Source organism: Pseudomonas sp. MWU349, assembly GCF_017947325.1.
Lineage (GTDB): Bacteria > Pseudomonadota > Gammaproteobacteria > Pseudomonadales > Pseudomonadaceae > Aquipseudomonas > Aquipseudomonas protegens.
Genome location: NZ_JAFEVP010000001.1, coordinates 351,729 through 372,738, shown reverse-complemented (window position 1 = coordinate 372,738; position 21,010 = coordinate 351,729). Strand labels below are relative to the sequence as shown.

23 protein-coding genes are annotated in these 21,010 nt (G+C 64.9%); 15 read left to right on the top strand and 8 right to left on the bottom strand.

Annotated features, from left to right (window positions below; translation table 11 throughout):
* The first annotated feature begins 13 nt into the window (after positions 1-13).
* Complete coding sequence (locus KCG88_RS01620) at positions 14-403, top strand: YceK/YidQ family lipoprotein (RefSeq protein WP_246882531.1); 390 nt, start codon at positions 14-16, stop codon at positions 401-403.
* Positions 404-444: 41 nt separating this feature from the next.
* Here KCG88_RS01620 and KCG88_RS01615 read toward each other — a convergent pair whose 3' ends face one another.
* Positions 445-1,218 carry an EAL domain-containing protein gene (locus KCG88_RS01615; RefSeq protein ID WP_047337256.1) on the bottom strand — a complete coding sequence of 258 codons (774 nt, stop codon included), beginning with the start codon at positions 1,216-1,218 and terminating at the stop codon, positions 445-447.
* Positions 1,219-1,464: 246 nt separating this feature from the next.
* Between KCG88_RS01615 and KCG88_RS01610 the strand changes: the two genes are divergently transcribed.
* Entirely contained in the window at positions 1,465-2,466 is a 1,002-nt protein-coding gene (locus tag KCG88_RS01610; protein ID WP_047287860.1) for an AraC family transcriptional regulator, read from the top strand.
* A gap of 46 nt (positions 2,467-2,512) precedes the next feature.
* On the opposite strand, the gene KCG88_RS01605 is transcribed toward KCG88_RS01610, so the two are convergent.
* A complete protein-coding gene (locus tag KCG88_RS01605; RefSeq protein ID WP_047287861.1) occupies positions 2,513-3,034 on the bottom strand; it encodes an SgcJ/EcaC family oxidoreductase in 522 nt (173 codons plus the stop codon).
* Positions 3,035-3,207: 173 nt separating this feature from the next.
* Here KCG88_RS01605 and KCG88_RS01600 point away from each other — a divergent pair, with 173 nt between their 5' ends.
* The 4 genes from KCG88_RS01600 to KCG88_RS01585 are packed head-to-tail and all read left to right on the top strand — an operon-like array spanning position 3,208 to position 7,806.
* The gene (locus KCG88_RS01600) at positions 3,208-4,368 is read left to right on the top strand and encodes a sensor histidine kinase (RefSeq protein ID WP_065363281.1); all 1,161 of its coding nucleotides are present in this window, start codon (positions 3,208-3,210) and stop codon (positions 4,366-4,368) included.
* Positions 4,365-5,033, top strand: a complete 669-nt coding sequence (locus KCG88_RS01595) for a response regulator transcription factor (protein ID WP_047337259.1) — start codon at positions 4,365-4,367, stop codon at positions 5,031-5,033. Before KCG88_RS01600 ends, KCG88_RS01595 begins: the two co-directional genes overlap by 4 nt.
* Positions 5,030-7,357: an ATP-binding protein gene (locus KCG88_RS01590; protein ID WP_210711583.1), complete on the top strand. Its 2,328-nt coding sequence runs from the start codon at positions 5,030-5,032 to the stop codon at positions 7,355-7,357. Before KCG88_RS01595 ends, KCG88_RS01590 begins: the two co-directional genes overlap by 4 nt.
* On the top strand, positions 7,354-7,806 hold the full coding sequence (locus KCG88_RS01585) for a response regulator (RefSeq protein WP_015636233.1): 453 nt from the start codon (positions 7,354-7,356) through the stop codon (positions 7,804-7,806). Before KCG88_RS01590 ends, KCG88_RS01585 begins: the two co-directional genes overlap by 4 nt.
* 75 nt (positions 7,807-7,881) lie before the next feature.
* On the opposite strand, the gene KCG88_RS01580 is transcribed toward KCG88_RS01585, so the two are convergent.
* On the bottom strand, positions 7,882-8,679 hold the full coding sequence (locus KCG88_RS01580; protein WP_210711582.1) for a helix-turn-helix transcriptional regulator: 798 nt from the start codon (positions 8,677-8,679) through the stop codon (positions 7,882-7,884).
* 85 nt (positions 8,680-8,764) lie between these two features.
* Here KCG88_RS01580 and KCG88_RS01575 point away from each other — a divergent pair, with 85 nt between their 5' ends.
* The 6 genes from KCG88_RS01575 (at position 8,765) to KCG88_RS01550 (ending at position 13,711) form a co-directional block, all read left to right on the top strand.
* Positions 8,765-9,763: a bile acid:sodium symporter family protein gene (locus KCG88_RS01575; RefSeq protein WP_210711581.1), complete on the top strand. Its 999-nt coding sequence runs from the start codon at positions 8,765-8,767 to the stop codon at positions 9,761-9,763.
* A 104-nt stretch (positions 9,764-9,867) separates the two neighbouring features.
* Positions 9,868-10,896: a hypothetical protein gene (locus tag KCG88_RS01570; protein WP_210711580.1), complete on the top strand. Its 1,029-nt coding sequence runs from the start codon at positions 9,868-9,870 to the stop codon at positions 10,894-10,896.
* 134 nt (positions 10,897-11,030) lie between these two features.
* The gene (locus KCG88_RS01565) at positions 11,031-11,675 is read left to right on the top strand and encodes a hypothetical protein (protein ID WP_210711579.1); all 645 of its coding nucleotides are present in this window, start codon (positions 11,031-11,033) and stop codon (positions 11,673-11,675) included.
* Positions 11,676-12,491 carry a type II CAAX endopeptidase family protein gene (locus KCG88_RS01560; RefSeq protein ID WP_246882530.1) on the top strand — a complete coding sequence of 272 codons (816 nt, stop codon included), beginning with the start codon at positions 11,676-11,678 and terminating at the stop codon, positions 12,489-12,491.
* 113 nt (positions 12,492-12,604) lie between these two features.
* Positions 12,605-13,006 (top strand): hypothetical protein, encoded by a 402-nt coding sequence (locus KCG88_RS01555; RefSeq protein WP_015636239.1) that lies wholly within the window; start codon positions 12,605-12,607, stop codon positions 13,004-13,006.
* Positions 13,007-13,090: 84 nt separating this feature from the next.
* Positions 13,091-13,711, top strand: coding sequence for a LysE family translocator (locus KCG88_RS01550; protein ID WP_210711578.1), 621 nt, complete (start codon positions 13,091-13,093; stop codon positions 13,709-13,711).
* A 64-nt stretch (positions 13,712-13,775) separates the two neighbouring features.
* Here KCG88_RS01550 and KCG88_RS01545 read toward each other — a convergent pair whose 3' ends face one another.
* Positions 13,776-14,018 carry a hypothetical protein gene (locus tag KCG88_RS01545; protein WP_210711577.1) on the bottom strand — a complete coding sequence of 81 codons (243 nt, stop codon included), beginning with the start codon at positions 14,016-14,018 and terminating at the stop codon, positions 13,776-13,778.
* An 86-nt stretch (positions 14,019-14,104) separates the two neighbouring features.
* The gene (locus KCG88_RS01540) at positions 14,105-14,983 is read right to left on the bottom strand and encodes a LysR family transcriptional regulator (RefSeq protein WP_210711576.1); all 879 of its coding nucleotides are present in this window, start codon (positions 14,981-14,983) and stop codon (positions 14,105-14,107) included.
* A gap of 101 nt (positions 14,984-15,084) precedes the next feature.
* Between KCG88_RS01540 and KCG88_RS01535 the strand changes: the two genes are divergently transcribed.
* The 3 genes from KCG88_RS01535 to KCG88_RS01525 all read left to right on the top strand — a co-directional run bounded on the left by KCG88_RS01535 (position 15,085) and on the right by KCG88_RS01525 (position 19,383).
* A complete protein-coding gene (locus KCG88_RS01535; protein ID WP_210711575.1) occupies positions 15,085-16,476 on the top strand; it encodes an aldehyde dehydrogenase family protein in 1,392 nt (463 codons plus the stop codon).
* A 177-nt stretch (positions 16,477-16,653) separates the two neighbouring features.
* Positions 16,654-16,968 (top strand): Arc family DNA-binding protein, encoded by a 315-nt coding sequence (locus tag KCG88_RS01530; protein WP_318654531.1) that lies wholly within the window; start codon positions 16,654-16,656, stop codon positions 16,966-16,968.
* A 231-nt stretch (positions 16,969-17,199) separates the two neighbouring features.
* Positions 17,200-19,383, top strand: coding sequence for a TonB-dependent siderophore receptor (locus KCG88_RS01525; protein ID WP_210711574.1), 2,184 nt, complete (start codon positions 17,200-17,202; stop codon positions 19,381-19,383).
* 161 nt (positions 19,384-19,544) lie between these two features.
* Here the strand turns inward: KCG88_RS01525 and KCG88_RS01520 are convergent, their stop codons facing one another.
* The 3 genes from KCG88_RS01520 to KCG88_RS01510 all read right to left on the bottom strand — a co-directional run bounded on the left by KCG88_RS01520 (position 19,545) and on the right by KCG88_RS01510 (position 20,954).
* Positions 19,545-19,829, bottom strand: a complete 285-nt coding sequence (locus KCG88_RS01520; RefSeq protein WP_015636246.1) for a helix-turn-helix domain-containing protein — start codon at positions 19,827-19,829, stop codon at positions 19,545-19,547.
* Positions 19,819-20,136 (bottom strand): transcriptional regulator, encoded by a 318-nt coding sequence (locus KCG88_RS01515; protein ID WP_210711573.1) that lies wholly within the window; start codon positions 20,134-20,136, stop codon positions 19,819-19,821. The genes KCG88_RS01520 and KCG88_RS01515 overlap by 11 nt, the downstream gene beginning before the upstream one ends.
* Before the next feature lie 335 nt (positions 20,137-20,471).
* Entirely contained in the window at positions 20,472-20,954 is a 483-nt protein-coding gene (locus KCG88_RS01510) for a DUF4265 domain-containing protein (RefSeq protein ID WP_210711572.1), read from the bottom strand.
* Positions 20,955-21,010 lie beyond the last annotated feature (56 nt).

The following is a 21,010-nucleotide window of genomic DNA, read 5'->3' as shown; positions in this document are numbered from 1 at the left end:
CCTCCATTACCTGTTGCTGCTCAACACCCTGCTGCTGTCCGGCTGCGGCACCTACATGACTCGCGGCAATGCCCTGGACTTTCGCGACGACCGCTACTACCGCAGCGTCAAGACCAACGCCCAAGTGCTCACCGGCTATGACATGGGCTACGCCCGCATGATCACCGGCGGCTGCTGGGTGACGGTGGTGTGCCCGATCCTGATGATCGCCAGCCTGCCCCTGGACGCGGCGCTCGACACCGTGCTGCTGCCCTACGACGCATTCCAGCCGGAGCGGCCCAAACGCAACATGCACGTGGATATGAAGGAGATTCCCGAGCACGACCTGCAGGCATTGCCCATCAGTGCCGAGGTGCAAGACCCGACGGCCCACACCCCGCCCATCACCCCCCAGGCTGATTGACCCCCTTCAGGCGGGTATGCGCCGTGCCTTGGCGCAACCGGCTACACCTGATCCGGCGCGCACAACTGGGGCACCCGCTGCGCCAGGCGGCAACGTCGCCCCAGGCGATCCACCTGGGGGCGGCCGAACAGGTAGCCCTGCCCCCACTCGCCACCACAGGCCGTGGCCAGGCCCTGGTCGGTGGCCGTCTCCACCCCTTCGATGATCACGCAGGGCGCCAGTGTCTTGCACAGTTGCACCAGGTGGCTGAGGGTCTGGGCGCTGTTGAGTTCGCTGCGGGCGCGCTGGATGTAGCCCTTGTCGATCTTGACGATGTCCGGCCGGGTCTGGCGGATGAACTCCAGGGTGCCCAGGCCCGCGCCGAAATCGTCGATGGCCACCCGGCAGCCCAGTTCGCGCAGGCACAGGACAAACTCGCTGGCCGCCTCGATGCTCGGTGGCGTGGCGCTTTCGGTGATCTCGATGACCAACCGCGCGGCCACGCCGGGGAAGTCCCGCAACTGCTGGATAATGGGGTACCAGAATGAATCGATGATCGCGCTCTGGGCCGAGATATTGCACCCCAGGCGCAGGCGTTCGTCCCGTTGCAGGCTGTCGATCACACAGAGCACCACGCTGCGGTCCAGCTCGCGCATCACTTGGTGTTTTTCCAGCAGCGCCAGGGGGTAGACATCCCCGCCCTGGGCATCGACATGGCGCAGCAGCCCTTCGTGGTAGAGCACCCGGCTGCTGTCGGGCAGCCACACCACCGGCTGGAATGCCAGCATCAAATGGCCCTCGGCCAATTCACGATAAAAGTCCTTGATGCTTTGCATGACAGATCCATAGGCAAGCCAACGACGCACCCTCGAACGCGGCACGACGAGCCCGCCGCCGCACTCGTCCAAGGGTCCCTGCCCAACCATGATCGACCCTGCCCGGGCCACCCGGAAGTGTTCCCGGATACCTTTCGCTTGTCCTCGGAAACCTGGGCCGGTGCTTATTCGTCTGCCGCCTTTTGTTTATTGCAATCATGCAAAAGGCCTCATCGATATCATTTAGCCACTAGTCCAGGAAGACCTATGCACAGAATGACCAGCGCCAGCTTTCGGGTGCTTGCCGATGTCATGAGAGAAGGCGGCGCGAATGTCGACGCCCTGCTCAGAACCTTCGGCAGCAGCATCCAGGACGTTGAGGAAAATCCCAAGGGCGTGAGGCTGGAACTGGTCTATCAAGTAATGCGCGAAGCCACCCGTCGCACCGGCAACCCGGACCTCGGGCTGCTGGCCTACAGCAAGGCCCACCCGGCCAACCTGGAAGCCCTGGGCTATGCGGTGATGTCTTGTGCGACCCTGGGGGCGGCGCTGCAGCGCCTAGTGGACTATCAGGCGCTGACCAGCAACGGCTTCTGCATGTGCCTGGAACGCAGGCCCGACGCATTGCAACTGATCGGCTTCGACGTCACCGCCGAGCCTTCGCTGATCCCCCGGGCGGTGATCGACGCCGGCGCCGCCCAGACCCTGGGCCTGCTGCACTGGCTGCTGCCCCAGCACAAGCCACGGCCGCTGGTGGCGGCCTTCACCTACCCCGAGCCTGCGGACACGCGCATGCTGCGCCGGCTGATGGGCGACAACCTGCAGTTCTGCGCGCCCCACAACAGCCTGACTTTCAGCAGCCAGGACTGCGCCATCGCCCTGCCCACCGCCGACCCGGCGCTGGATGTGCTGCACATGGAGTACGCCCGCAACCGCCTCAATGTGCTGCTCAGCGGCTCGATGACTGCGCGGGTGCGCCGCGCCCTGTCCGAATCCCTGGCCCAGGGCGCGCCCAGCGACCTGCCGCACATCGCCCAGGCAGTGGGGGTCAGCACCCGCAGCCTGCAACGCAGCCTGGGCCATGAAAACGTGCACTTCTCGGCGCTGCAGGACGAGGCGCGGCTGATGCTGGCCCACAGCTTTCTGCGCAACTCCATGCGCAGCGTCAAGTACATCGGCGCCCTGTTGGGCTTTCGCGACCAGAGCAGCTTTCACAAGGCCTGCCTGCGCTGGTTCGGCATGACCCCGGGGCGCTACCGCGAGCAGTGACAGCAACGCCGGGCAAAGGCTCGGCGCAAGGCGACAGGAGCCTGGATCAGTGGCTGGCTTGCAACTGCGGCTGCACTTGCGGCATGGCCGAAGAGTGGTGGTTGAGGATTTTCCACTGCCCGCCCAGGCGCTCGTAGAGGAAGGTGTAGCGGGCCTGGACCTGCTGTTTCTTGCCGTCGGCGGCAGTCAGGGTGAAGGTGTAGACGCCGCTGTCCATGGCCGCATCCGGGCCCAGGTGACGAATCTCCCGGTAGTTGACCTGGCCCACCGGCCGCGAGGCCATGAAGTGCTCGAAGTAGTCCTGGATCTGCGCGTGGGTGCTGCGCACCTGGTTGGAGACCGTGGGTTGCAGCACTGCATTGGCCGCATAGAGGCTGACCACGGCTTGCGGGTTGCCGGTCTGCAGGGCGCTGTTCCAGCGGTCGAAGAGGCTGGCGATTTCCCGGTCCTGCAGGTTCTGCGGCTGCTCGGCCACGGTGCGGTACACGTAAGGGGTGGCTTCCAGGGCCTGAGCCAGTGGCGCGCTCAGCACGAAGAACAGGGCCAGGGCGGTGCTTTTCAGTTTCATTCACGGACTCCAGTGGGTTTCAATGAGCCCCACTGTGCCCCGGGCCGTCGCCCCTGCCATCGGCCAACTGGAGCCCGCGGCCTATGCCATTTGGCAGATAGGCGCGATACCGGGCACGGGGGTCTAATACCCTGCCCCGAGCCACTGCACCGCCCCCACCCTGGAGTTTCCCGATGCCCAGCCCGCCCCTCGATCCCGCCAGCGCCCTGGCCCTGCGCAGCCAGTACCGGCAGTCGCAAAGCCGCGCCGCGCGCCTGCGGCTGCTGGTGGACACCGGCCAGGAGCTGCTGCAACTGCCCCCCGGACAAATGCGCCAGCGGGTGGTGCAGCGGGCCTGCGCCTTTGTCGCCATGGACCAGGGGCTGTTGCTGGAATGGAGCCGCGACGGCGTGGCCCACGCCAGCGCCGAACAGGGCCACGGCGAATGCCTGCAAGCCCTGCGCGCCGTGGCCGGGCAGGCCCAGTGGCTGGAGCGCCCGCTTGCGCAAACCGGGGTGCTGCGCGTACTGCTGCACCGCGCCGACGGCCAGCCCTTCGGCGCCCTGCTGCTGGCCAACAGTGTGCCCATCAGCGCGCCGGACAGCGAAGACCTGGAATCCCTGCAACTGCTGGCCACGCTGTTGGCCACGCACCTGGAAAACCAGCGCCTGCTGCAGGACCTGCAAGCCCGGGAGCGCAGCATGTCGGAGCTGGTGCAGCGCCTGTTCAGCGCCCAGGAGGATGAGCGCAAGCGCGTCGCCTACGACCTGCACGACGGCCTGGCGCAAACCCTGGCCGGGCTGCACCAGCGCCTGCAGGGTTTCGCCGGGCGCTGCCCGCCGCTGCCGGAGCCCCTGCACGATGAACTGCAGACCATCCTGCAACTGGCCCAGGGCTGCGTCGGCGAAGGCCGGCAACTGATCGGCGGCCTGCGCCCCCATGTGCTGGACGACTTCGGCCTGTTGCGGGCCATCGACCGCGAGGCCGACCGCCTGCGCGACGCCGGGCTGGCGGTGCACTGGCAGCAGCGCTACCCGGAGCGCCTGCCGGCGGCCCTGGAAATCGCCCTGTTCCGCATCGCCCAGGAAGCCATCAACAACATCCTCAAGCATGCCCGGGCCCACAGCGTCAGCCTGAACCTGGCCCTGGAAGCAGGCCAGGCGGTGCTCGGCATCAGCGACGACGGCGCAGGTTTCCAGCCGGCATCCGGCCAGGGCATCGAACAGTTGGGCCAGGTGGCCATGCAGGAACGCGCCCATTTGCTGGGCGGGCGTTTCACCTGCCACAGCCGGCCCGGCAGCGGCACCCGGATTCTCGCCCGCGTCCCCGTCCCCTCCCTGGAGCACGCGGTATGACAGCGGTGATACGCCTGGTCCTGGCGGACGATCATGAAGTCACCCGCACCGGCTTCATCGCCCTGCTGGCGGGCAACCCGGAGTTCGAGGTGGTGGGGCAAGCCAGGGATGGCGAGCAAGCCCTGGCCCTGTGCGAGCAACTGCGCCCGGACCTGGCCATCCTCGATATCCGCATGCCCCTGCTCAACGGCCTGGGGGCCGCGCGCCTGCTGCAACAGCGCCAGCCCGAGGTCAAGGTGGTGATCTTCACCATGGACGACAGCCCCGATCACCTGGAAGCCGCCATGGCCGCCGGCGCCGTGGGCTACCTGCTCAAGGATGCCAGCCGCGAAGAGGTGCTCGACGCCCTGCAGCGCGTGGCCCGGGGCGAAGAGGCGCTCAACAGTGCGGTCAGCGCCCGCCTGCTGCGGCGCATGAGCGAGCGCGGCAACGGCCAGGCGCCCCAGGCTCAGGCCCTGACTGCCCGCGAGCGCCAGGTGCTGGGGCTGGTGGCCGGCGGCTTCAGCAACCGCGAGATCGGTGAAAAGCTGGGCATCACCACCGGCACAGCCAAGGCCCATGTGGAACGAGTGATCGGCAAGCTCGGCGCCGCCGACCGCACCCAGGCCGCGGTGCGCGGCGTGGCCCTGGGGCTGGTGGCGCAACCTGCCGGGCAGTGGCCGTGAACCTGCTCAGCGCCCGGCGCTGGGCCGACCTGCCGCTGCGGGGCAAGGCGCTGGTGGTGATCTCCCTGCCGCTGGTGATCCTGCTGCTGTCGCTGGTGCTGATCTACAGCACCGAGCGCCAGACCGCCCGCGCCGAGGAGGACGTGCGCCGGGTGCTGCTGGTGCAGGGCGATATCCAGGCGGTGCACACCCTCCTGGCCGAGGCCGCCGCCAGCGTGCGTGGCTACCTGCTGACCCGGCGCGAGGACTTTCTGCCCGCCTACCTCCAGGCCCGGCCGCAGATCGAGGCCGCGTTGCAACGCCTGGACCAGAATGTCCAGGACCTGCGCATGCGCGACTACCTGCAGACCATCACCCCGCTGATCCGCACCAAGCTCGACGGCCTGGTGGCCCTGCGCAACGGCAGCCGCGACGACGCCGCCACGGTGACCGCGATCCTGATCGACAACAAGCAGGTACTGGACGTGCTGCGCGAGCAGATCAGCGCCATGCGCGTGCGCGAGGATGCGCTGCTGGCCGAACGTAGCGCAGCCGCCGCGGCGACCCGCATGCGCCTGCTGTTCGCCACCTTGCTGGCCGCCGGCTGCGGGCTGTTCGGCGCCATCGTCGCGGTGCTGTTGCTGTCCCGGGGCATCGTCACCCGGGTGCAGCAGGTACAGGGCAATGCCCAGCGCCTGGCCCTGGGCCAGCCGCTGCGCCCGCAAGCCCCGGAACAGGATGAAATCGGCCAGCTGGGCACGCGCCTGGTGGAGGCCGGGCAACTGCTGGCCGAGCGCGAACGGGCCCTGCGCGACAACGAGGAACGCCTGCGGCTGATCATCGACGGAGTCAAGGACTACGGGATCTTCGCCCTGGACACCGCAGGCCGGGTTACCACCTGGAACGTCGGCGCGGAACGGATCAAGGGCTACAGCGAGCAGGAAATCATCGGCCGGCATTTTTCCCTGTTCTACCTGCCCGAAGAATGCCCCCAGCACCCGGACATGGCCCTGCGCGAGGCCACCGCCCACGGCCACTACATGGAAGAGGCCTGGCGCTGTCGCAAGGACGGCAGCCGCTTCTGGGCCAGCGTGGTGATCACCGCGCAGTACGACGCCAGCGGCGCCCTGCGCGGTTTTTCCAAGATCACCCGGGACATCACCGATCGCCGTGCCGCGGAAATCGCCCTGGGCACCGCCCGCGAGGAAGCGGAAAGCGCCAGCCGCGCCAAGAGCGAATTCCTCTCGCGCATGAGCCACGAACTGCGCACGCCGCTGAACGCCATCCTCGGCTTCGCCCAACTGCTGGACATGGATTCCAATGCCGGCCAGCGGCCCCAGGTCGGGCATATCCTGCGGGCCGGGCAGCACCTGCTGGGGCTGATCAACGAGGTGCTGGACATTGCCCGTATCGAGGCCGGGCGCCTGCCGCTGAACGTCGAGCCCATGGCCCTGGCGGCGGTGCTGCACGAAGCCCTGACCCTGGTGTCACCCATGGCCGCGGACGCCGGCATCACCCTGGCGCCGCTGCCGGAACTGACGGCGGACAGCGGCGTGATCGCCGACCGCCAGCGCCTGATCCAGGTGCTGCTCAACCTGCTGTCCAACGCCATCAAGTACAACCGCGCGGGTGGCCGGGTCAGCATCGACGTGGCGATCGCGGCATCGCGCCTGCGCCTGAGCGTGCTCGACACCGGCGCCGGCATCACCGCCGAGCGCCTGGAGCGCCTGTTCAAACCCTTCGAACGCCTGGACGCCGACCCCAGGGTCGAAGGCACCGGCCTGGGCCTGGCCCTGAGCAGGAGCCTGCTGGAAATGATGGACGGCAGCCTGGGCGTACAGAGCACCCCGGGCAGCGGCAGTTGCTTCACCCTGGAGCTGCCCTTCGTGCGCCTGGCCGCTGCAGCCGCCGTGGTGCCCTGCAACGCCCCGGCGCTGAACGTGCCGGCGCCACAGCCCGCAAGCCGCTACCAGGGCAAGGTGCTGTGCATCGAAGACAACCTGCAAAGCCTGGCGCTGATCGAAACCCTGCTGCAACGGCGCCCGGGCATCCGGCTGCTGTCGAGCATGCAAGGCCAGATGGGCCTGGACCTGGCCCGCCAGCACGCGCCGCAGATGATCCTGCTGGACGTCAGCCTGCCGGACCTGCCCGGCCTGGAGGTGCTGCAACGCCTGCGGGCCTCCAGCGCCACGGCCGACACCCCGATCCTGATGATCACCGCCGACGCCAGCGAACCGACCCGGCGCGCCCTGCTCGACGCCGGGGCCACGGCGATCCTGACCAAGCCCATCCACATCCCGGTGTTCTTCGCCCACCTCGATGCCTGTCTCCCGGAGCTCCCATGACTGCCGATCTGCGCATCCTCATCATCGATGACCAGCGCCCCAACCTCGACCTGATGGAACAGCTACTGGCCCGCGAAGGGCTGCACAACGTCCTCAGCAGCACCCAGCCGTTGCGCAGCCTGGAGCTGTTCAACAGCTTCGAGCCGGACCTGGTGATCCTCGACCTGCACATGCCCGAGTTCGATGGCTTTGCCGTACTGGAACAGCTCAACCGACGAATCCCGGCCAACGACTACCTGCCGATCCTGGTCCTCACCGCCGACGCCACCCGCGACACCCGCCTGCGGGCGCTGGCCCTGGGCGCCCGGGACTTCATCAGCAAACCCCTGGATGCCCTGGAAACCCTGCTGCGGATCTGGAACCTGCTGGAGACCCGGGCCCTGTACAAGACCCTGCGCACCCTGGTGCCCCCGGAGCGCATCGAACTGCTGCGCCCCCCAAGAACCTGACCTGCCGCACCTGGCCCCACCCCCGAGCTTCCTGTAGCCGCTGCCGCAGGCAGCGGCTACAGAAAGCTCGGGGTGTCAGAGGTCGCGGAAGAACTCCCCCGGGGTGGCGTCGAACTGCTGGCGAAAGGCAGCGATAAATGCCGAGGTCGAGTCATAACCACAGGCCAGTGCCACATCGGTGACCCGCTCGCCCTGCTCCAGGGGAGTCAGGGCGCCCAGCAGGCGCAGGCGCTGGCGCCAGGCACGGAAGGTCAGCCCGGTGTCCTTGAGGAACAAGCGGCTGAGGGTCTTCTCCGTCACCCCGAGCTTCTGGCCCCACTGGCCCAGCGTCGTGGCCTGCTCCGGGTGCGCCTGCAGGCTGCGGTAGATCGACCGCAGGCGCACGTCGTGGGGCAGCGGCAGCATCAGGTCCAGCTGCGGCGCGGCGGCCAACTGGTCCAGCAGCACCTGGGCCAGGCGCCCGTCGGCGCTGTCCTCGACATACTCCACCGGCAATTCACTGAAGGCGCGGATCAACTCCCGCAGCAGGCTGCTGACCGCCAGCACCTGGCAGCTGTCCGGCGCCGCCCAGGTGGTAACGCTGCAATCGAGGTACAGGCTTCGCATCTCGGTGCGCGGCGAGCTGAACACCCGGTGCGGCACCCCGGCGGGAATCCACACCGCCCGTTGCGGCGGGGCGATAAAGCGCCCGCCGCTGGTCTGGATCTCCAGCACCCCGGCAATGGCGTAGGACAATTGCACCCACGGGTGGCTGTGGCGCCGGGTCAAGGCGCGATTGGGCAAGGATTCGGTGCGCCCGTACACCGGCCGCGGCAGGCTGGGCAACCCGGGAATACTGCGCCGGACGATCTTTTCATGTCCTTTAGGCGGCATTAACTGGCTCCTTGGCGTTAGTCGGTAAAACGCAGCCACGTTAGAGTCGCCCCACCGCACTTGGCAACCCCCGGATGATCCCGCTATGACTCGCTCGCGTCTTTTGCCCGACAACTTCACCCTGACCCTGATCGGCGTGGTGCTGCTGGCCAGTTTCCTGCCGGCCAGCGGCCAGGTGGCCATAGGTTTCAGCTGGCTGACCAACATCGCCATCGGCCTGCTGTTCTTCCTCCACGGCGCCAAGCTGTCGCGCGAGGCGATCATTGCCGGGGCCGGCCACTGGCGCCTGCACCTGCTGGTGTTCAGCCTGACCTTCATCCTCTTTCCCGTGTTGGGCCTGGCGCTCAAGCCGCTGCTGTCACCGCTGGTGGGCAACGATCTGTACATGGGCATGCTGTATCTGTGCGCCCTGCCGGCCACGGTGCAATCGGCGATCGCCTTCACCTCCCTGGCCCGGGGCAATATCCCGGCGGCCATCTGCAGCGCCGCGGCGTCGAGCCTGTTCGGGATCTTCCTCACCCCGCTCTTGGTGACCCTGCTGCTGAACGTGCACGGCGAAGGCGGCTCGACCCTGGACGCCATCCTCAAGATCAGCGTGCAGTTGCTGCTGCCCTTTATCGCCGGGCAGATCGCCCGACGCTGGATCGGCGCCTGGGTCGGGCGCAACAAGAACTGGCTGCGCTTCGTCGACCAGGGCTCGATCCTGCTGGTGGTCTACGGCGCCTTCAGCGAAGCGGTAAACGAAGGCATCTGGCACCAGATCCCGCTGTGGGAACTGGCCGGCCTGGTGGTGGCCTGCTGCGTCCTCCTGGCGCTGGTGCTGCTGGCGTCGAGCTTTCTCGGCAAGCTGTTCGGCTTCGACCAGGAAGACCGCATCACCATCCTCTTCTGCGGCTCGAAAAAGAGCCTGGCCACCGGCGTGCCCATGGCCCAGGTGCTGTTTGCCGGCAGCACCATGGGCGTGCTGATTCTGCCCCTGATGCTGTTCCACCAGATCCAGCTGATGGTCTGCGCGGTGCTGGCCCAGCGCTACGCCAAGCGCCCGGAATCGGTGGCCGAGCTGATGGGCCAGGTCGACCCGTAGCCTTTCCTGCAAGGCGGCCCGGTGGCTGGCCGGGCCTGCGCGCAGATGGCGGTGAAGATCGCGCAATGGCATGATGCCGCGGCGAAAATCATCAAGGACCGCTGATGTTTCCCCATCGAATTCAAGCCCCCAGCCAGGCCGACCTGGAACTGCAGGTTAGCGCCCGCCTGAAGGCCGATGACCAGACCCAGGTCATCGTCCAGTTCGCCAAGGCCGAACAGTACGACGGCGAACTGCTGAGTCAGCTCGACACGCTCTGCGCCCGTTTCGGCGAGCGCCTCAATGTGCGTTTCTACAGCCACTATCCGGGCAGCGCGTTTGACGGCCGCACCTTGCTCGCCCTGCCCAATGTCCACTCCCTGAGCCTGGATTGCCTGGACACGCTGGAACACTTCGAAACCATTGGCAGCCTGCACAAGCTCAAGGATTTCGCCCTGCAAGTCATCAGCGCCGACCTGCCGGGCCTCTTGGCCCTGCCCAACTTGAGGGGGCTGCGAACGCTGCGCCTGTCCCTGGACAAAGGCCCGGCCATCGACCTCGCGCCCCTGGCCACCATGGCCGAGCTGCACACCCTGTCCCTCAGCGTGCAAAGCCATCACCTGGACGTACTGAGCCAGTGCCCGGGCATCCGCCACCTGGACCTGCACCGCATGCCGGCCAAGACGCCCCTGGGCATGGTCGCCGGCATGACCGGCCTGCACAGCCTCTCGGTGACCTTCGGCAGCCGTGAGCAGATGCCGGAGCTGCGCAATCCCCAGGTCAAGGAACTGGAGATCATGCGGGTGCGTGGCCTCAACCGCCTGGACCTGGATGGCTTTCCCCTGCTTGAAGTGTTGAAGATCGAGGACCAGGCGCAATTGAGCCAACTGGACCTTGGCGGGGCGCCGCCGTTGCGCAAGATAAGCCTGATCAACCTCAAGACCCTGGGGGAACTCAGCGGCCTGAAAACCTCGAACATCGCTGACCTGCGCATCATCAAGGCCCCACAGTTGGATCTGCTGACACTGATCGACAGCCAGCTACCGCCCAGCGTGCAGCACCTCAAGCTGCTCAGTGGCAAACGCGCCGTGGACAACCAGGTCAGAGCCCGACAACAGCAACTGGGCATCCCTGAACCCCGCGGCCCCTATTGACCCACCCTTGTAGGCGCGAGCTTGCTCGCGAAGGACGTCAACGATAACGCGCACTTGCAGGGAACAGGCGGCGCGTTGGAAATCATCGCGAGCAAGCTCGCTCCTACAGATCGGTGTTATTCCTTGGAGATCCCATGTCCTTTGTCCGTGAATTTGCCCCGTTCCTGCTAAACCACCTAAAAGAAGAGCGCCAGCACATCCTCAAGTCCATCGCAGTCAGCGTCGCTGCCGAGCTATGGCTGAGCCTGGAGTCAGCGGCGCTGCTGGATATCAACCGCGACCAGTTCGGCCTCGGCGGCCAGCTGGATGAACGCCGCAACGTACCTCGCTGGCTGATCGCTGCCGAACGCCGCAAGGTGGATGTCTGGGTTGAAGACAGCTACGGCGAACATCCCTCCACCGCTATCGAATTCAAAGTGATACACAACAACAAGAATGCGTATGACAAGATTCGGCAAATTCGCAAGGACCTGATCAAGCCCACTCCCCACACCGCGCCTGACGAACACATCGAACGCTGGGGCATCGTGCTGCTGACCTACTCGCGCTTCTACAGCGACCAACGAGGCAACTATGTCTACGGCAAGTTCGCCAACCGTGATGCCTTTCTCCAAGCCTTCAGGCATGCACTGAGCGATGACGCTGACCGTTACACGGGTACCCCTGAGCTGGAGCTGGCGATGGAGCCGATTCAGGTCGCCGATCTGGAAGGCGCCCACTACATCGAACCGGAGAAAGAGGCCGGGGTGTATCTGGCGCTGGTCAAGCGCAAAGGCTGAATGCCCTTTGCAAGCGCCACCTGGAAGCGGTTCCCGGCGGTCGACGATAGTGGCACTATGCCGCCCCGTTTATCCCGCATTCATGGAGTGACTGTGACTCATCTGTTTTCCCCGCCTGGGGTCTACGCCCCTGAGCGTTCTACCTACCGGTTCTTTCCCAGGGTCGGCCTGTTTATTCTGGCCACCCTGTTATACATCCTGGCGGGAATACCCGGCATCCTGCTGGTGCCGCCACAGATGCAAACCTATCTGATATTCATCAGCACCCAGGGCCTGGGCATGCTGCTCTTGCTCGGCCTGTTCTGGCTGCAGTACCGCCAGCATTTCAGCGCCGCCTGGCGCGGACGGGTAATACGCCGTCCTCTGGGCATAGGCGCTGCATGCATGGTGGCCGCCTATGTGCTGTGCGGGGTCGCCATCCTCATGCTCGGATCTCCTGAAGAGGCGTTCATGGCCGAATTGCTGGCGGGCCTGAACGGCTGGCAAACCCTGATCAAGATCGCCTCACTGATGGTGCTGCCCCCCATCGTTGAGGAGTTGTTTTTCCGCCATTACCTGCTGCGCCTGTTTCCGTATGAAAACAGCCAAGTCTGGAAATGGATCGCCGTTATCGTCAGTGCGGCCATCTTCGCCGGGCTTCACACCCAGTACGGCAACGGCACGACAATGGCCCTGATCTTTGTCAGTGGCTGCATTTTCGCGGTCGCCAGAATAGTCAGTGGCGGCCTTCTGGTTCCGATCCTCCTGCATTCAATGGCCGAGGTTCTCGGGATGTCCCTGGACACGCTGTTCAGAATGGCAGGGCTGTTCGGCTGAGGAGCCGCAGTGTCAGGACGAATGATCATTCGTCCTGATGGCCCAAGGCCAGAAACTGCCTCAAGCAATTAGCACCGACCTTCCTTTGTCCTACCCGCCCTCAGGCAAACCCAATGACACGCAAAATCGAAGACCTGGCTAGGCACTACCTGCTCAATCAGTTCACCCATGCCGATTATCGCTTTCATCCCAAGGAGCCGGGAGACCGTGGCTTTGATCTGTGGCTGGAACAGAACGGCGAACCCCGGCAAAAGGTCGAACTCAAGGCCACCAAAGCCAGGTACCTCAGACCCAGTAACATCTTCGCGCAGCTGGTGTTCAACGCCAAAATCGAAAGGCAGTTGTTCGAAAGTGGCGAAACAGTGATTGTCAGGGTCTTCATGGGCTCCTCGCCACCGCAGGTTTTCATTGTCACCAACGCTGTTCTCTCCAGCGGAGCACGGTTGAAGGAAGAGGCCAGGTACGTACTGTGTGGCAAGCTCAACTATGAGGACTCGATTACCAGCCTCGGTTGAGTATCCAGTGTACGAGCGCAGCATCAGGCCCTCAGGCCACTTACCGGTCCGTTTTTAACCTGTGCCCCTAACTCCGGAGCCCCCATGTCCATCACTGAGAACCTCCTGGCCTTCACCCTGGCCGCCACGCTGCTGACCCTGACCCCGGGCCTGGACACCGCCCTGGTGCTGCGCACCGCCACGGTGGAAGGCCGGCGGCAGGCGCTGCGCGCGGCGTTGGGCATCAATGCCGGCTGCCTGATCTGGGGCGCGGCTGTGGCCTTCGGCCTGGGGGCCTTGATCGCGGTGTCGGAACTGGCCTTCAACCTCTTGAAGTACTGCGGCGCCGCCTACCTGGCCTGGCTGGGGCTGAACATGCTGTTGCGCCCACGCCGCTCGTTTGCTCCGGCAGACGCAGACGGCAACTCCGGGGCCAACTGGTTTCTCAAGGGCATGCTGGGCAACGTGCTCAACCCCAAGGTGGGGGTTTTCTACGTGTCCTTTCTGCCGCAGTTCATTCCCCAGGGACAGCCGCCGGTGCTCTGGACCTTCGGTCTGGTGAGCATCCACGTGGTGTTGGGGCTGATCTGGTCCCTGCTGCTGATTGGCGCCACCCGCTCCCTGAGCGGGGTGCTGCAGCGGGAAAAGGTGATCCAGTGGATGGACCGCACCACAGGGATGATCTTCGTGCTGTTCGCGGCTCGCCTGGCCTTGAGCAGGCGCTGAGAAGCCGCTCCCAGCCACTGTCAACGCCCCCGACAAGCTCACGAGATCACGCCAAGGCCGCCACTCAGGCTTGCGCCTCGCTCCTAAACTGCTGCCACTGTTCCCAGCAGTTCTCGGCCACCAGATCGCGGTAACCCCGCTGGTTTTCCATGCTCAGCGCCACGGCCACCGGCAACGCGATACAGGCGGCGTTATCACGAATCTCCAGCACTTCGGCCTCGGTCAGGGGCCTGCCCTTGGTGTTTTCGGCATTCAGCAGCAAGGCCACCAACGCAGGTACGAATACCAGGCAAAGCGGATCGGTCATGGCTCAGTGTCCAGGGGTTAGGCAAGGGCCGCAAAGCCTACACACATCCCCCCACGCCGCCAACGAACACGACCGGGATGCCGCCTTCACCCCTCCGCCAACACGAGGCCCCGCTCCTCCAGCAGCTTCACGAAACTGCTCAAGCTCTGCGATACGGTGCCGCGCCGCCAGACCAGCCAGGTGCGCAGGAAGCGAAAACGCGGGGACAACGGCCAGACGCTGACCGTGGCGCAGCCGGGCATGCTTTCCAGCATGCTGCGGGGCATCAGCGCCAGCCCGGCGCCGGCGCTGACGCAGGCCAGCATGCCGTGGTAGGACTCCATTTCATGGATCTTGCCCGGCACCGCGGCGTCCTGGGTGAACCAGCTTTCAAAGTGATGACGGTAGGAGCAGTTGGCGCGAAAGGCGTAGATGCTTTCGCCGTTGACCTCCCGCGCCCGGGTAATCGGCGCATGGCCCAGCGGGGCGATCAGCACCATTTCCTCCTCGAACACCGGCAGCCCTTCCAGGGCCGGGTGGCGCACCGGGCCGTCGACGAAGGCGGCCACCAGGCGGCCGGACAGCACGCCGTCGATCATGGTCCCGGAGGGGCCGGTGGACAGGTCCAGTTCCACCTTGGCGTACTGCTGGTTGTAGGCCGCGAGCAGCGCCGGGATGCGTACCGCCGCCGTGCTTTCCAGCGAGCCCAGGGCGAACGGTCCCTGAGGCTCCTCGCCGGCTACGGTCAGACGCGCCTCGGCCACCAGGTCGAGAATGCGCCGGGCGTAGTCGAGGAAATTCCAGCCGGCGGGGGACAGGCGCATGCGGCTCTTCTCGCGGATAAACAGCTCCACCCCCAGGTCCTGCTCCAGTTGCTTGATCCTGGTGGTCAGGTTCGACGGCACCCTGTGGATCAGTTGCGCGGCGGCGCTGATGCTGCCCTGCTCGGCAACGGCCTTGAAAATTTCCAGCTGGACCAGATCCACGGTATTCTCCAAACGTGAACGACTTGCTCAATATTATTCAGTTTTCAGCAAAGATCCAGCGCCGTAACCTGCTGCCATTCCCACCCGAGCAGGACGGTGCCATGAGCCTTGTTTCCAGCCACACCCACGCCTTGTCGATCAACCCCGCCACTGGCGAGCAGATCGGCGCCTACCCCTACCACTCCGAGGCTGAGCAGGACGCCGCACTGAGCCGTGCCGCCGCCGGCTTCGCCCAGTGGAAGCGCCAGAGCATCGCCGAGCGCGCCAGCCGCCTGAACGCACTGGCCCAGGCCCTGCGGGACAACAGCGAGGCCATGGCGCGCATGATCAGCCTGGAAATGGGCAAGCCCCTGCCCCAGGCCCGGGGCGAAATCGAAAAGTGCGCCCAGCTGTGCCTGTGGTACGCCGAGCACGGCCCGGCCATGCTGGCCCCGGAAGCGACCCTGGTAGAAAACAACAAGGCACGCATCGAGTACCGGCCACTGGGCCCGATCCTCGCGGTGATGCCGTGGAACTTCCCGATCTGGCAGGTGCTGCGCGGCGCGGTGCCGGCGCTGCTGGCGGGCAACACCTACGTGCTCAAGCACGCCCCGAATGTCATGGGCAGCGCCTACCTGCTGCTGGACGCCATGCAGCGCGCCGGTTTCCCTGAAGGGGTGTTCGAGCTGCTCAACGTCACCCCGGACGGCGTATCCAGCGCCATCGCCGACCGCCGCATCGCCGCCGTGACCCTCACCGGCAGCGTGCGCGCCGGCATCGCCATCGGCGCCCAGGCCGGCGCCGCGCTGAAGAAATGCGTGCTGGAACTGGGCGGTTCCGATCCCTTTATCGTGCTCAACGACGCCGACCTCGACGAAGCGGTCAAGGCCGCGGTGATCGGCCGCTACCAGAACACCGGCCAGGTCTGCGCCGCCGCCAAGCGCCTGATCATCGAGCAAGGGGTGGTCGCGGAGTTCACCCGCAAATTCGTCGAAGCCACCCGTGCCCTGGTGATGGGCGACCCGCTGGCCAGCGACACCTACATCGGCCCCATGGCCCGCTTCGACCTGCGTGACGAACTGCACCAGCAGGTCCAGGCGACCCTAGCCGAAGGCGCCACCCTGCTGCTGGGCGGCTACAAGGTCGAAGGCGCCGGCAACTATTACCCACCCACGGTGCTGGCGGGCGTCACCGAGCAGATGACCGCCTTCAAGCAGGAACTGTTCGGCCCGGTGGCCGCCATCATCAGCGCCCGGGATGCGCAACACGCCCTGGAGCTGGCCAACGACAGCGAGTTCGGCCTTACCGCGACTATCTTCACCCAGGACCTGGAACGGGCCCGGCAGATGACCGACGAGCTGGAAACCGGCGGCGTGTTCATCAACGGCTACAGCGCCAGCGACCCCCGGGTGACCTTCGGCGGGGTGAAGAAAAGCGGCTTCGGGCGCGAGCTGTCGCACTTTGGCGTACGCGAATTCTGCAATGCGCAGACGGTGTGGCTGGATCGCCGTTGAGGCGCGGTGGCCACGTCATAGGCTGAAGGCCACGGTGAAAAGCGGACCTGGATCAGGTCCGTTTTTAAATCGGATAGAAGCCGGCTCTGGTGCGAACCAGAATCTTCCTAATGAAAAGCGCCGTTTTTTTCATTCTTTTAAGAATTTTCTTGAAGCAAGCAAGCCTGCCTCATTCTTATGATGCTGCTCTTTGGCATTACTCTGAGGTCCGCTATGTGCTCCTCCCTGCAAAAGTTCATCGTTCGTCTCCCAGGCGACCTGCACAACCAGCTCAAACACATTGCCAAACGAGAAAACCGCAGCATGAACAATGAAATCGTCGACCGCCTGGAAAAGTCCCTGGTCGTCGATGAAACCCGCGAGATGAATGAAAAGCTCATCAGCCTGCTGCTGCGCAAGGTCGATTCCCTGGAGGAGCGGATCAAGTACCTGCAGATGGGCCACCCGGAGCCCGAGCAGGATTGCCCACCGCCGTGTTACGCAAGGACTTGAAGCGGCCCCTCCCACCACGCGATCTTCTGCCTTTCCCGCCTTTACCCCCTCGCTGCAGCTTGTATGATGGCGCCTGCCCGACAGTACCCAGCGGCAACCGCCAGGCCCTGGCCTGATGCTCGCAGGGCTCCCCCGCTGTTCCTCACTACACACGCAGGTCGACGCTCCTAGCCTTCCCAGGAACCTCCCCCGGCTTCTGCCATGGGGCCGCGTCGCCTTCTAGGATTGTTCATGAGCCCGATTCACCCGACTGCCCCCGCGCGCACCTGCAGCTCAGCGTTGCCCCTCAACCGCCTGACCCTGGGCCTGCTGCTGGCCGGTAGCAGCGCCGTGGCCAACGCCACGGGCACCCAGTTGCCGACCCAGACCGTCAGCGGCGAAGAGCCCTACGGCTATCGCGTCGACAGCGCCTCGGTGGGTGGTTTCAGTGAAGCGCCCTTGCTGGATACCCCGGCCTCCATCAGCGTGATCAATGAAGACATGATCCTCGACCAGCAGGCGCGGTTGCTCAGCGATGTACTGAAGAACGACGCCTCGGTGGGCCAGAGCTACGCGCCGGTGGGCTACTACGAAAACTTCGAGGTGCGCGGCTTCTCGCTGAACGCGGCCAGCAGCTACAAGATCAACAACCGCACCGTCACCGGCGAGCAGAACGTGGCCCTGGAAAACAAGCAGCGGGTGGAATTGCTCAAGGGCCTTTCCGGCCTGCAAAGCGGGGTCAGCGAGCCCGGCGGGCTGATCAACTACGTGACCAAGCGGCCCATGGACATTCGTTCGGTGACCATCTCCACCGACGATCGCGGCAGCGGCTACCTGGCCACCGACGTGGGCGGCTGGTTCGGCAGCGAACAGCAGTTCGGCCTGCGCGCCAACCTGGCCCATGAAGACCTGCACTCCTACGTCGAGCACACCAACGGCCAGCGCGACTTCGCCTCCCTGGCCCTGGACTGGAACATCAGCCCCGACGCCCTGCTGCAACTGGACATCGAATACCAGAACAAGCAACAGCGCTCGGCACCGGGCTATCAACTACTGGGCGGTTCCAGCCTGCCCCACCACGCCTCGCCGAAAAGACTCCTGGGGCACCAGAGCGGGTCAAAGCCGGTGACCAATGAATCGCTGAACATCGGCGGCAATTTCGAGTACCGCTTCAACGATGACTGGAAGGGCAACCTCAGTGCGTCGCGCAGCAAGGTGGTGATCGATGACTACAGTTCGTTTGCCTGGGGCGGCTGTACCACCGGCTGCATCAATGCCAACGGCAACTACTTCAGCCCCGAAGGCAACTACGACATCTACGACTTCCGCAGCCCCGACGACACCCGGCGCAACGATGAAGTGCAGGCGGTGCTCAATGGCCGCTTCGACGCCGCTGGCCTGGGCCATGAGTTGAGCGTGGGGACCAGTGCGTTTCGCCGTGTGGTGGACCGGCGCGAGTCCATCAATCAATGGATTGGCACGGGCAATATCCAGAGCGAGCCGGAAAACTTCGACCGCTACAACGGCGCCTTCAACGACTCCCACAAACGCCTCGACAGCCGCCAATACGGCCTGTTCCTCAGCGACCGCATCAGCTTCAACGAACAGTGGCAGACCGTCCTCGGCGGACGCGAAGTACGCCTCGACGAAGAGAGCTTCGACAAGGACGGCGTGCGCGATCGCCACACCCAACGCTATGTATTCCTGCCCCAGGCCGCGCTGATCTACAAACCGATCAGCGACCTTTCGCTGTACACCCAATACAGCAAGGGCCTGAGCCTGGGTGGCCAGGCCCCATGGTTCGCCAGCAACAGTGGCGACACCCTCGCCCCCACCGTCTCCCGGCAGATCGAAGCCGGGGTCAAGTACGACTGGCAGCGCATGAGCTTTACCGCCGCCCTGTTCCAGATGCGCCAGGCCTACCAGTACTCGCGCCCCGATGCCTCCGGCGGTTTCACCTACGTCCAGCAGGGCCAGCAAAAGAACACTGGCCTGGAGCTCTCCGCCAACGGTTGGGCCACCCAACGCCTGCAGATTGCCGCCAGCGTCGCGGCGATCCGCTCCCGGGTCGAGGGCACCGGTACCCCGGCCTACGAGGGGCACCAGACCCTCAACGTCCCGCGCCTGCGGGCCAGCCTGCAGGGCGACTACGCCCTGCCCTGGCTCGACGGCCTGGCCCTGCTGGGCGGCATGCAATACAGCGGCAGCCAATACGCCGACCGCCAGGGCAACGTCGCCACCGGCGCCTACGCCATCTTCAACATCGGCAGCCGCTACAGCACTCGAATTGATGGCTACGACACCGTGTTCCGCCTGACCGTGGACAACCTGTTCGACAAGCGCTACTGGCGCGACACCGGGGAATACATGGGCGACGACTACCTGTTCCAGGGCGCGCCGCTGACGGCTCGGTTGAGTGCTTCAGTGAATTTCTGATGCAGACGGCCCCTACCTGCCTCTCCCGTAGGAGCCGGCTTGCCGGCGAAGGCGATCTCGGGGCCCCTTCGCTGGCAAGCCAGTGACTATGCGAATCTGTCAGGCATGCACAAAAAAGCCGGTCATCAAGACCGGCTTGTCAGCGCCTGGTCTGCTCGCCATCAAACCGGCTGCAAAGCCCGCAAGGCTTCAGGGTACTGGCTGGCCACACGCAGCAGCGTTTGAGCCGCGCCTGTCGGCTGGCGCCGGCCTTGCTCCCAATCCTGCAGTGTACGCAGGCTGACCCCCAACAGCGTGGCGAACGCACTCTGAGAGAGCCCCACCTTAGCCCGGGCCTCTGCCGCCCCGGACAGTTTTACCACCGTTGCACGCGCCGCCTTGCCGGCTTTCATCTGGCCCACCGAAGTCAGCAAATCCTTCTGAAACTGCTGCAGTTCATGGTCCATGACTGATTCCCTCTTTCAATTGATTCAGAAAGCCGATGGGCAGATTGTGTAACTTCGCCTTGGTGTAGACGATCAGCAACCAAATAAGACCTTCCGAAAGCAGGTTGTAGTAGATGACTCGTGTGCCGCCGCGCTTGCCGATGCCACTGCAAGACCAGCGCACCTTGCGCAGCCCTCCGGTACCGGGGATGACGTCTCCAACCCATGGGTCTGCGACCAACCAGGTGATGAATTCCAAGCGCTCGGCGTCATTCCAGATAGGCTCGGCGTAGCGCTTGAAGACCTCGGTTTCGACAACGGTATACATGGCTCCACCATCTACGGCAAGGCCGTACAGACGAACAGACAGGCATTCGTCCGACACAACCTGCTGGCGCTGGAAAGACCAATACCCCTGCCGCAACCAGGCATCGCAAGGGGTGGACGTTTGATCTACTCATCACCGAGGGTGGCCGCAATCATCGAGGGCAGCCACTGCTTACCGAAAATACAGATTTGCCTTACAGGCTCGGAGCCGATTTACCGGCGAAGGTGTCCTCAAGAGAGCCGTGGTAAACCAAGGCGCGTCACTCTGCAATGACTCGAAGCTGCCAACCTGCTTGATCGGTTACTTGGTCGCTCTGGCTCCAGCCCCAAGGAGGATCACACGTCCAACCACCAGTTCAACAGCGTCTCGTCCTCATCGTCGTCGAGGTTTTTATAGACATTGGCGTAGTACCACTCGATCCCGGTTTGCTCGCGGAAGCGATCGAACACCGCATTGATACGCTCCATACCATTCCTCGCAGGCACAGCGAATGACAGCGTCCCCTCGAACAGCCCATCCAGGGTTCCACCCAGCTCACCAGCGACCTCGTTTTCAAGGGCACTGATCACCGCCGGATCAATGTAGTCGGCATAGATCTGAATGCAGAAATTCCCGCCCCGCTTCAGCACTTGCGCCGGCGCATCGGGATTGCGGATGGAAACGATATCGCCCCGCGCCAGGTTCTGCGCCAGGCCCGGTGAGGAGAGCAACTCGTAGGTATCCTCATCGATGCGCCGCGCCAGCAGCTCCTCGCGAACGGCGCCATCGTCATCGGCCATGTACACCTGAATCAGCACAGGGGATTGCTTGTCATCCATACGAGGCTCCACAGTTTCCACGTTCAACACCTGATCCTTGTTCTGCTACCCAAGGC

What these genes read in the sequence shown, in the direction of transcription:
- KCG88_RS01510 (WP_210711572.1), bottom strand. Translation starts at nt 20,954, where the DNA reads ATGGATGACAAGCAATCCCCTGTGCTGATTCAGGTGTACATGGCCGAT.
- KCG88_RS01550 (WP_210711578.1), top strand. Translation starts at nt 13,091, where the DNA reads ATGTCCATCACTGAGAACCTCCTGGCCTTCACCCTGGCCGCCACGCTG.
- KCG88_RS01615 (WP_047337256.1), bottom strand. Translation starts at nt 1,218, where the DNA reads ATGCAAAGCATCAAGGACTTTTATCGTGAATTGGCCGAGGGCCATTTG.
- KCG88_RS01520 (WP_015636246.1), bottom strand. Translation starts at nt 19,829, where the DNA reads ATGGACCATGAACTGCAGCAGTTTCAGAAGGATTTGCTGACTTCGGTG.
- KCG88_RS01605 (WP_047287861.1), bottom strand. Translation starts at nt 3,034, where the DNA reads ATGAAACTGAAAAGCACCGCCCTGGCCCTGTTCTTCGTGCTGAGCGCG.
- KCG88_RS01585 (WP_015636233.1), top strand. Translation starts at nt 7,354, where the DNA reads ATGACTGCCGATCTGCGCATCCTCATCATCGATGACCAGCGCCCCAAC.
- KCG88_RS01555 (WP_015636239.1), top strand. Translation starts at nt 12,605, where the DNA reads ATGACACGCAAAATCGAAGACCTGGCTAGGCACTACCTGCTCAATCAG.
- KCG88_RS01595 (WP_047337259.1), top strand. Translation starts at nt 4,365, where the DNA reads ATGACAGCGGTGATACGCCTGGTCCTGGCGGACGATCATGAAGTCACC.
- KCG88_RS01530 (WP_318654531.1), top strand. Translation starts at nt 16,654, where the DNA reads ATGATGCTGCTCTTTGGCATTACTCTGAGGTCCGCTATGTGCTCCTCC.
- KCG88_RS01515 (WP_210711573.1), bottom strand. Translation starts at nt 20,136, where the DNA reads ATGTATACCGTTGTCGAAACCGAGGTCTTCAAGCGCTACGCCGAGCCT.
- KCG88_RS01600 (WP_065363281.1), top strand. Translation starts at nt 3,208, where the DNA reads ATGCCCAGCCCGCCCCTCGATCCCGCCAGCGCCCTGGCCCTGCGCAGC.
- KCG88_RS01565 (WP_210711579.1), top strand. Translation starts at nt 11,031, where the DNA reads ATGTCCTTTGTCCGTGAATTTGCCCCGTTCCTGCTAAACCACCTAAAA.
- KCG88_RS01575 (WP_210711581.1), top strand. Translation starts at nt 8,765, where the DNA reads ATGACTCGCTCGCGTCTTTTGCCCGACAACTTCACCCTGACCCTGATC.
- KCG88_RS01580 (WP_210711582.1), bottom strand. Translation starts at nt 8,679, where the DNA reads ATGCCGCCTAAAGGACATGAAAAGATCGTCCGGCGCAGTATTCCCGGG.
- KCG88_RS01525 (WP_210711574.1), top strand. Translation starts at nt 17,200, where the DNA reads ATGAGCCCGATTCACCCGACTGCCCCCGCGCGCACCTGCAGCTCAGCG.
- KCG88_RS01610 (WP_047287860.1), top strand. Translation starts at nt 1,465, where the DNA reads ATGCACAGAATGACCAGCGCCAGCTTTCGGGTGCTTGCCGATGTCATG.
- KCG88_RS01535 (WP_210711575.1), top strand. Translation starts at nt 15,085, where the DNA reads ATGAGCCTTGTTTCCAGCCACACCCACGCCTTGTCGATCAACCCCGCC.
- KCG88_RS01570 (WP_210711580.1), top strand. Translation starts at nt 9,868, where the DNA reads ATGTTTCCCCATCGAATTCAAGCCCCCAGCCAGGCCGACCTGGAACTG.
- KCG88_RS01545 (WP_210711577.1), bottom strand. Translation starts at nt 14,018, where the DNA reads ATGACCGATCCGCTTTGCCTGGTATTCGTACCTGCGTTGGTGGCCTTG.
- KCG88_RS01560 (WP_246882530.1), top strand. Translation starts at nt 11,676, where the DNA reads ATGCCCTTTGCAAGCGCCACCTGGAAGCGGTTCCCGGCGGTCGACGAT.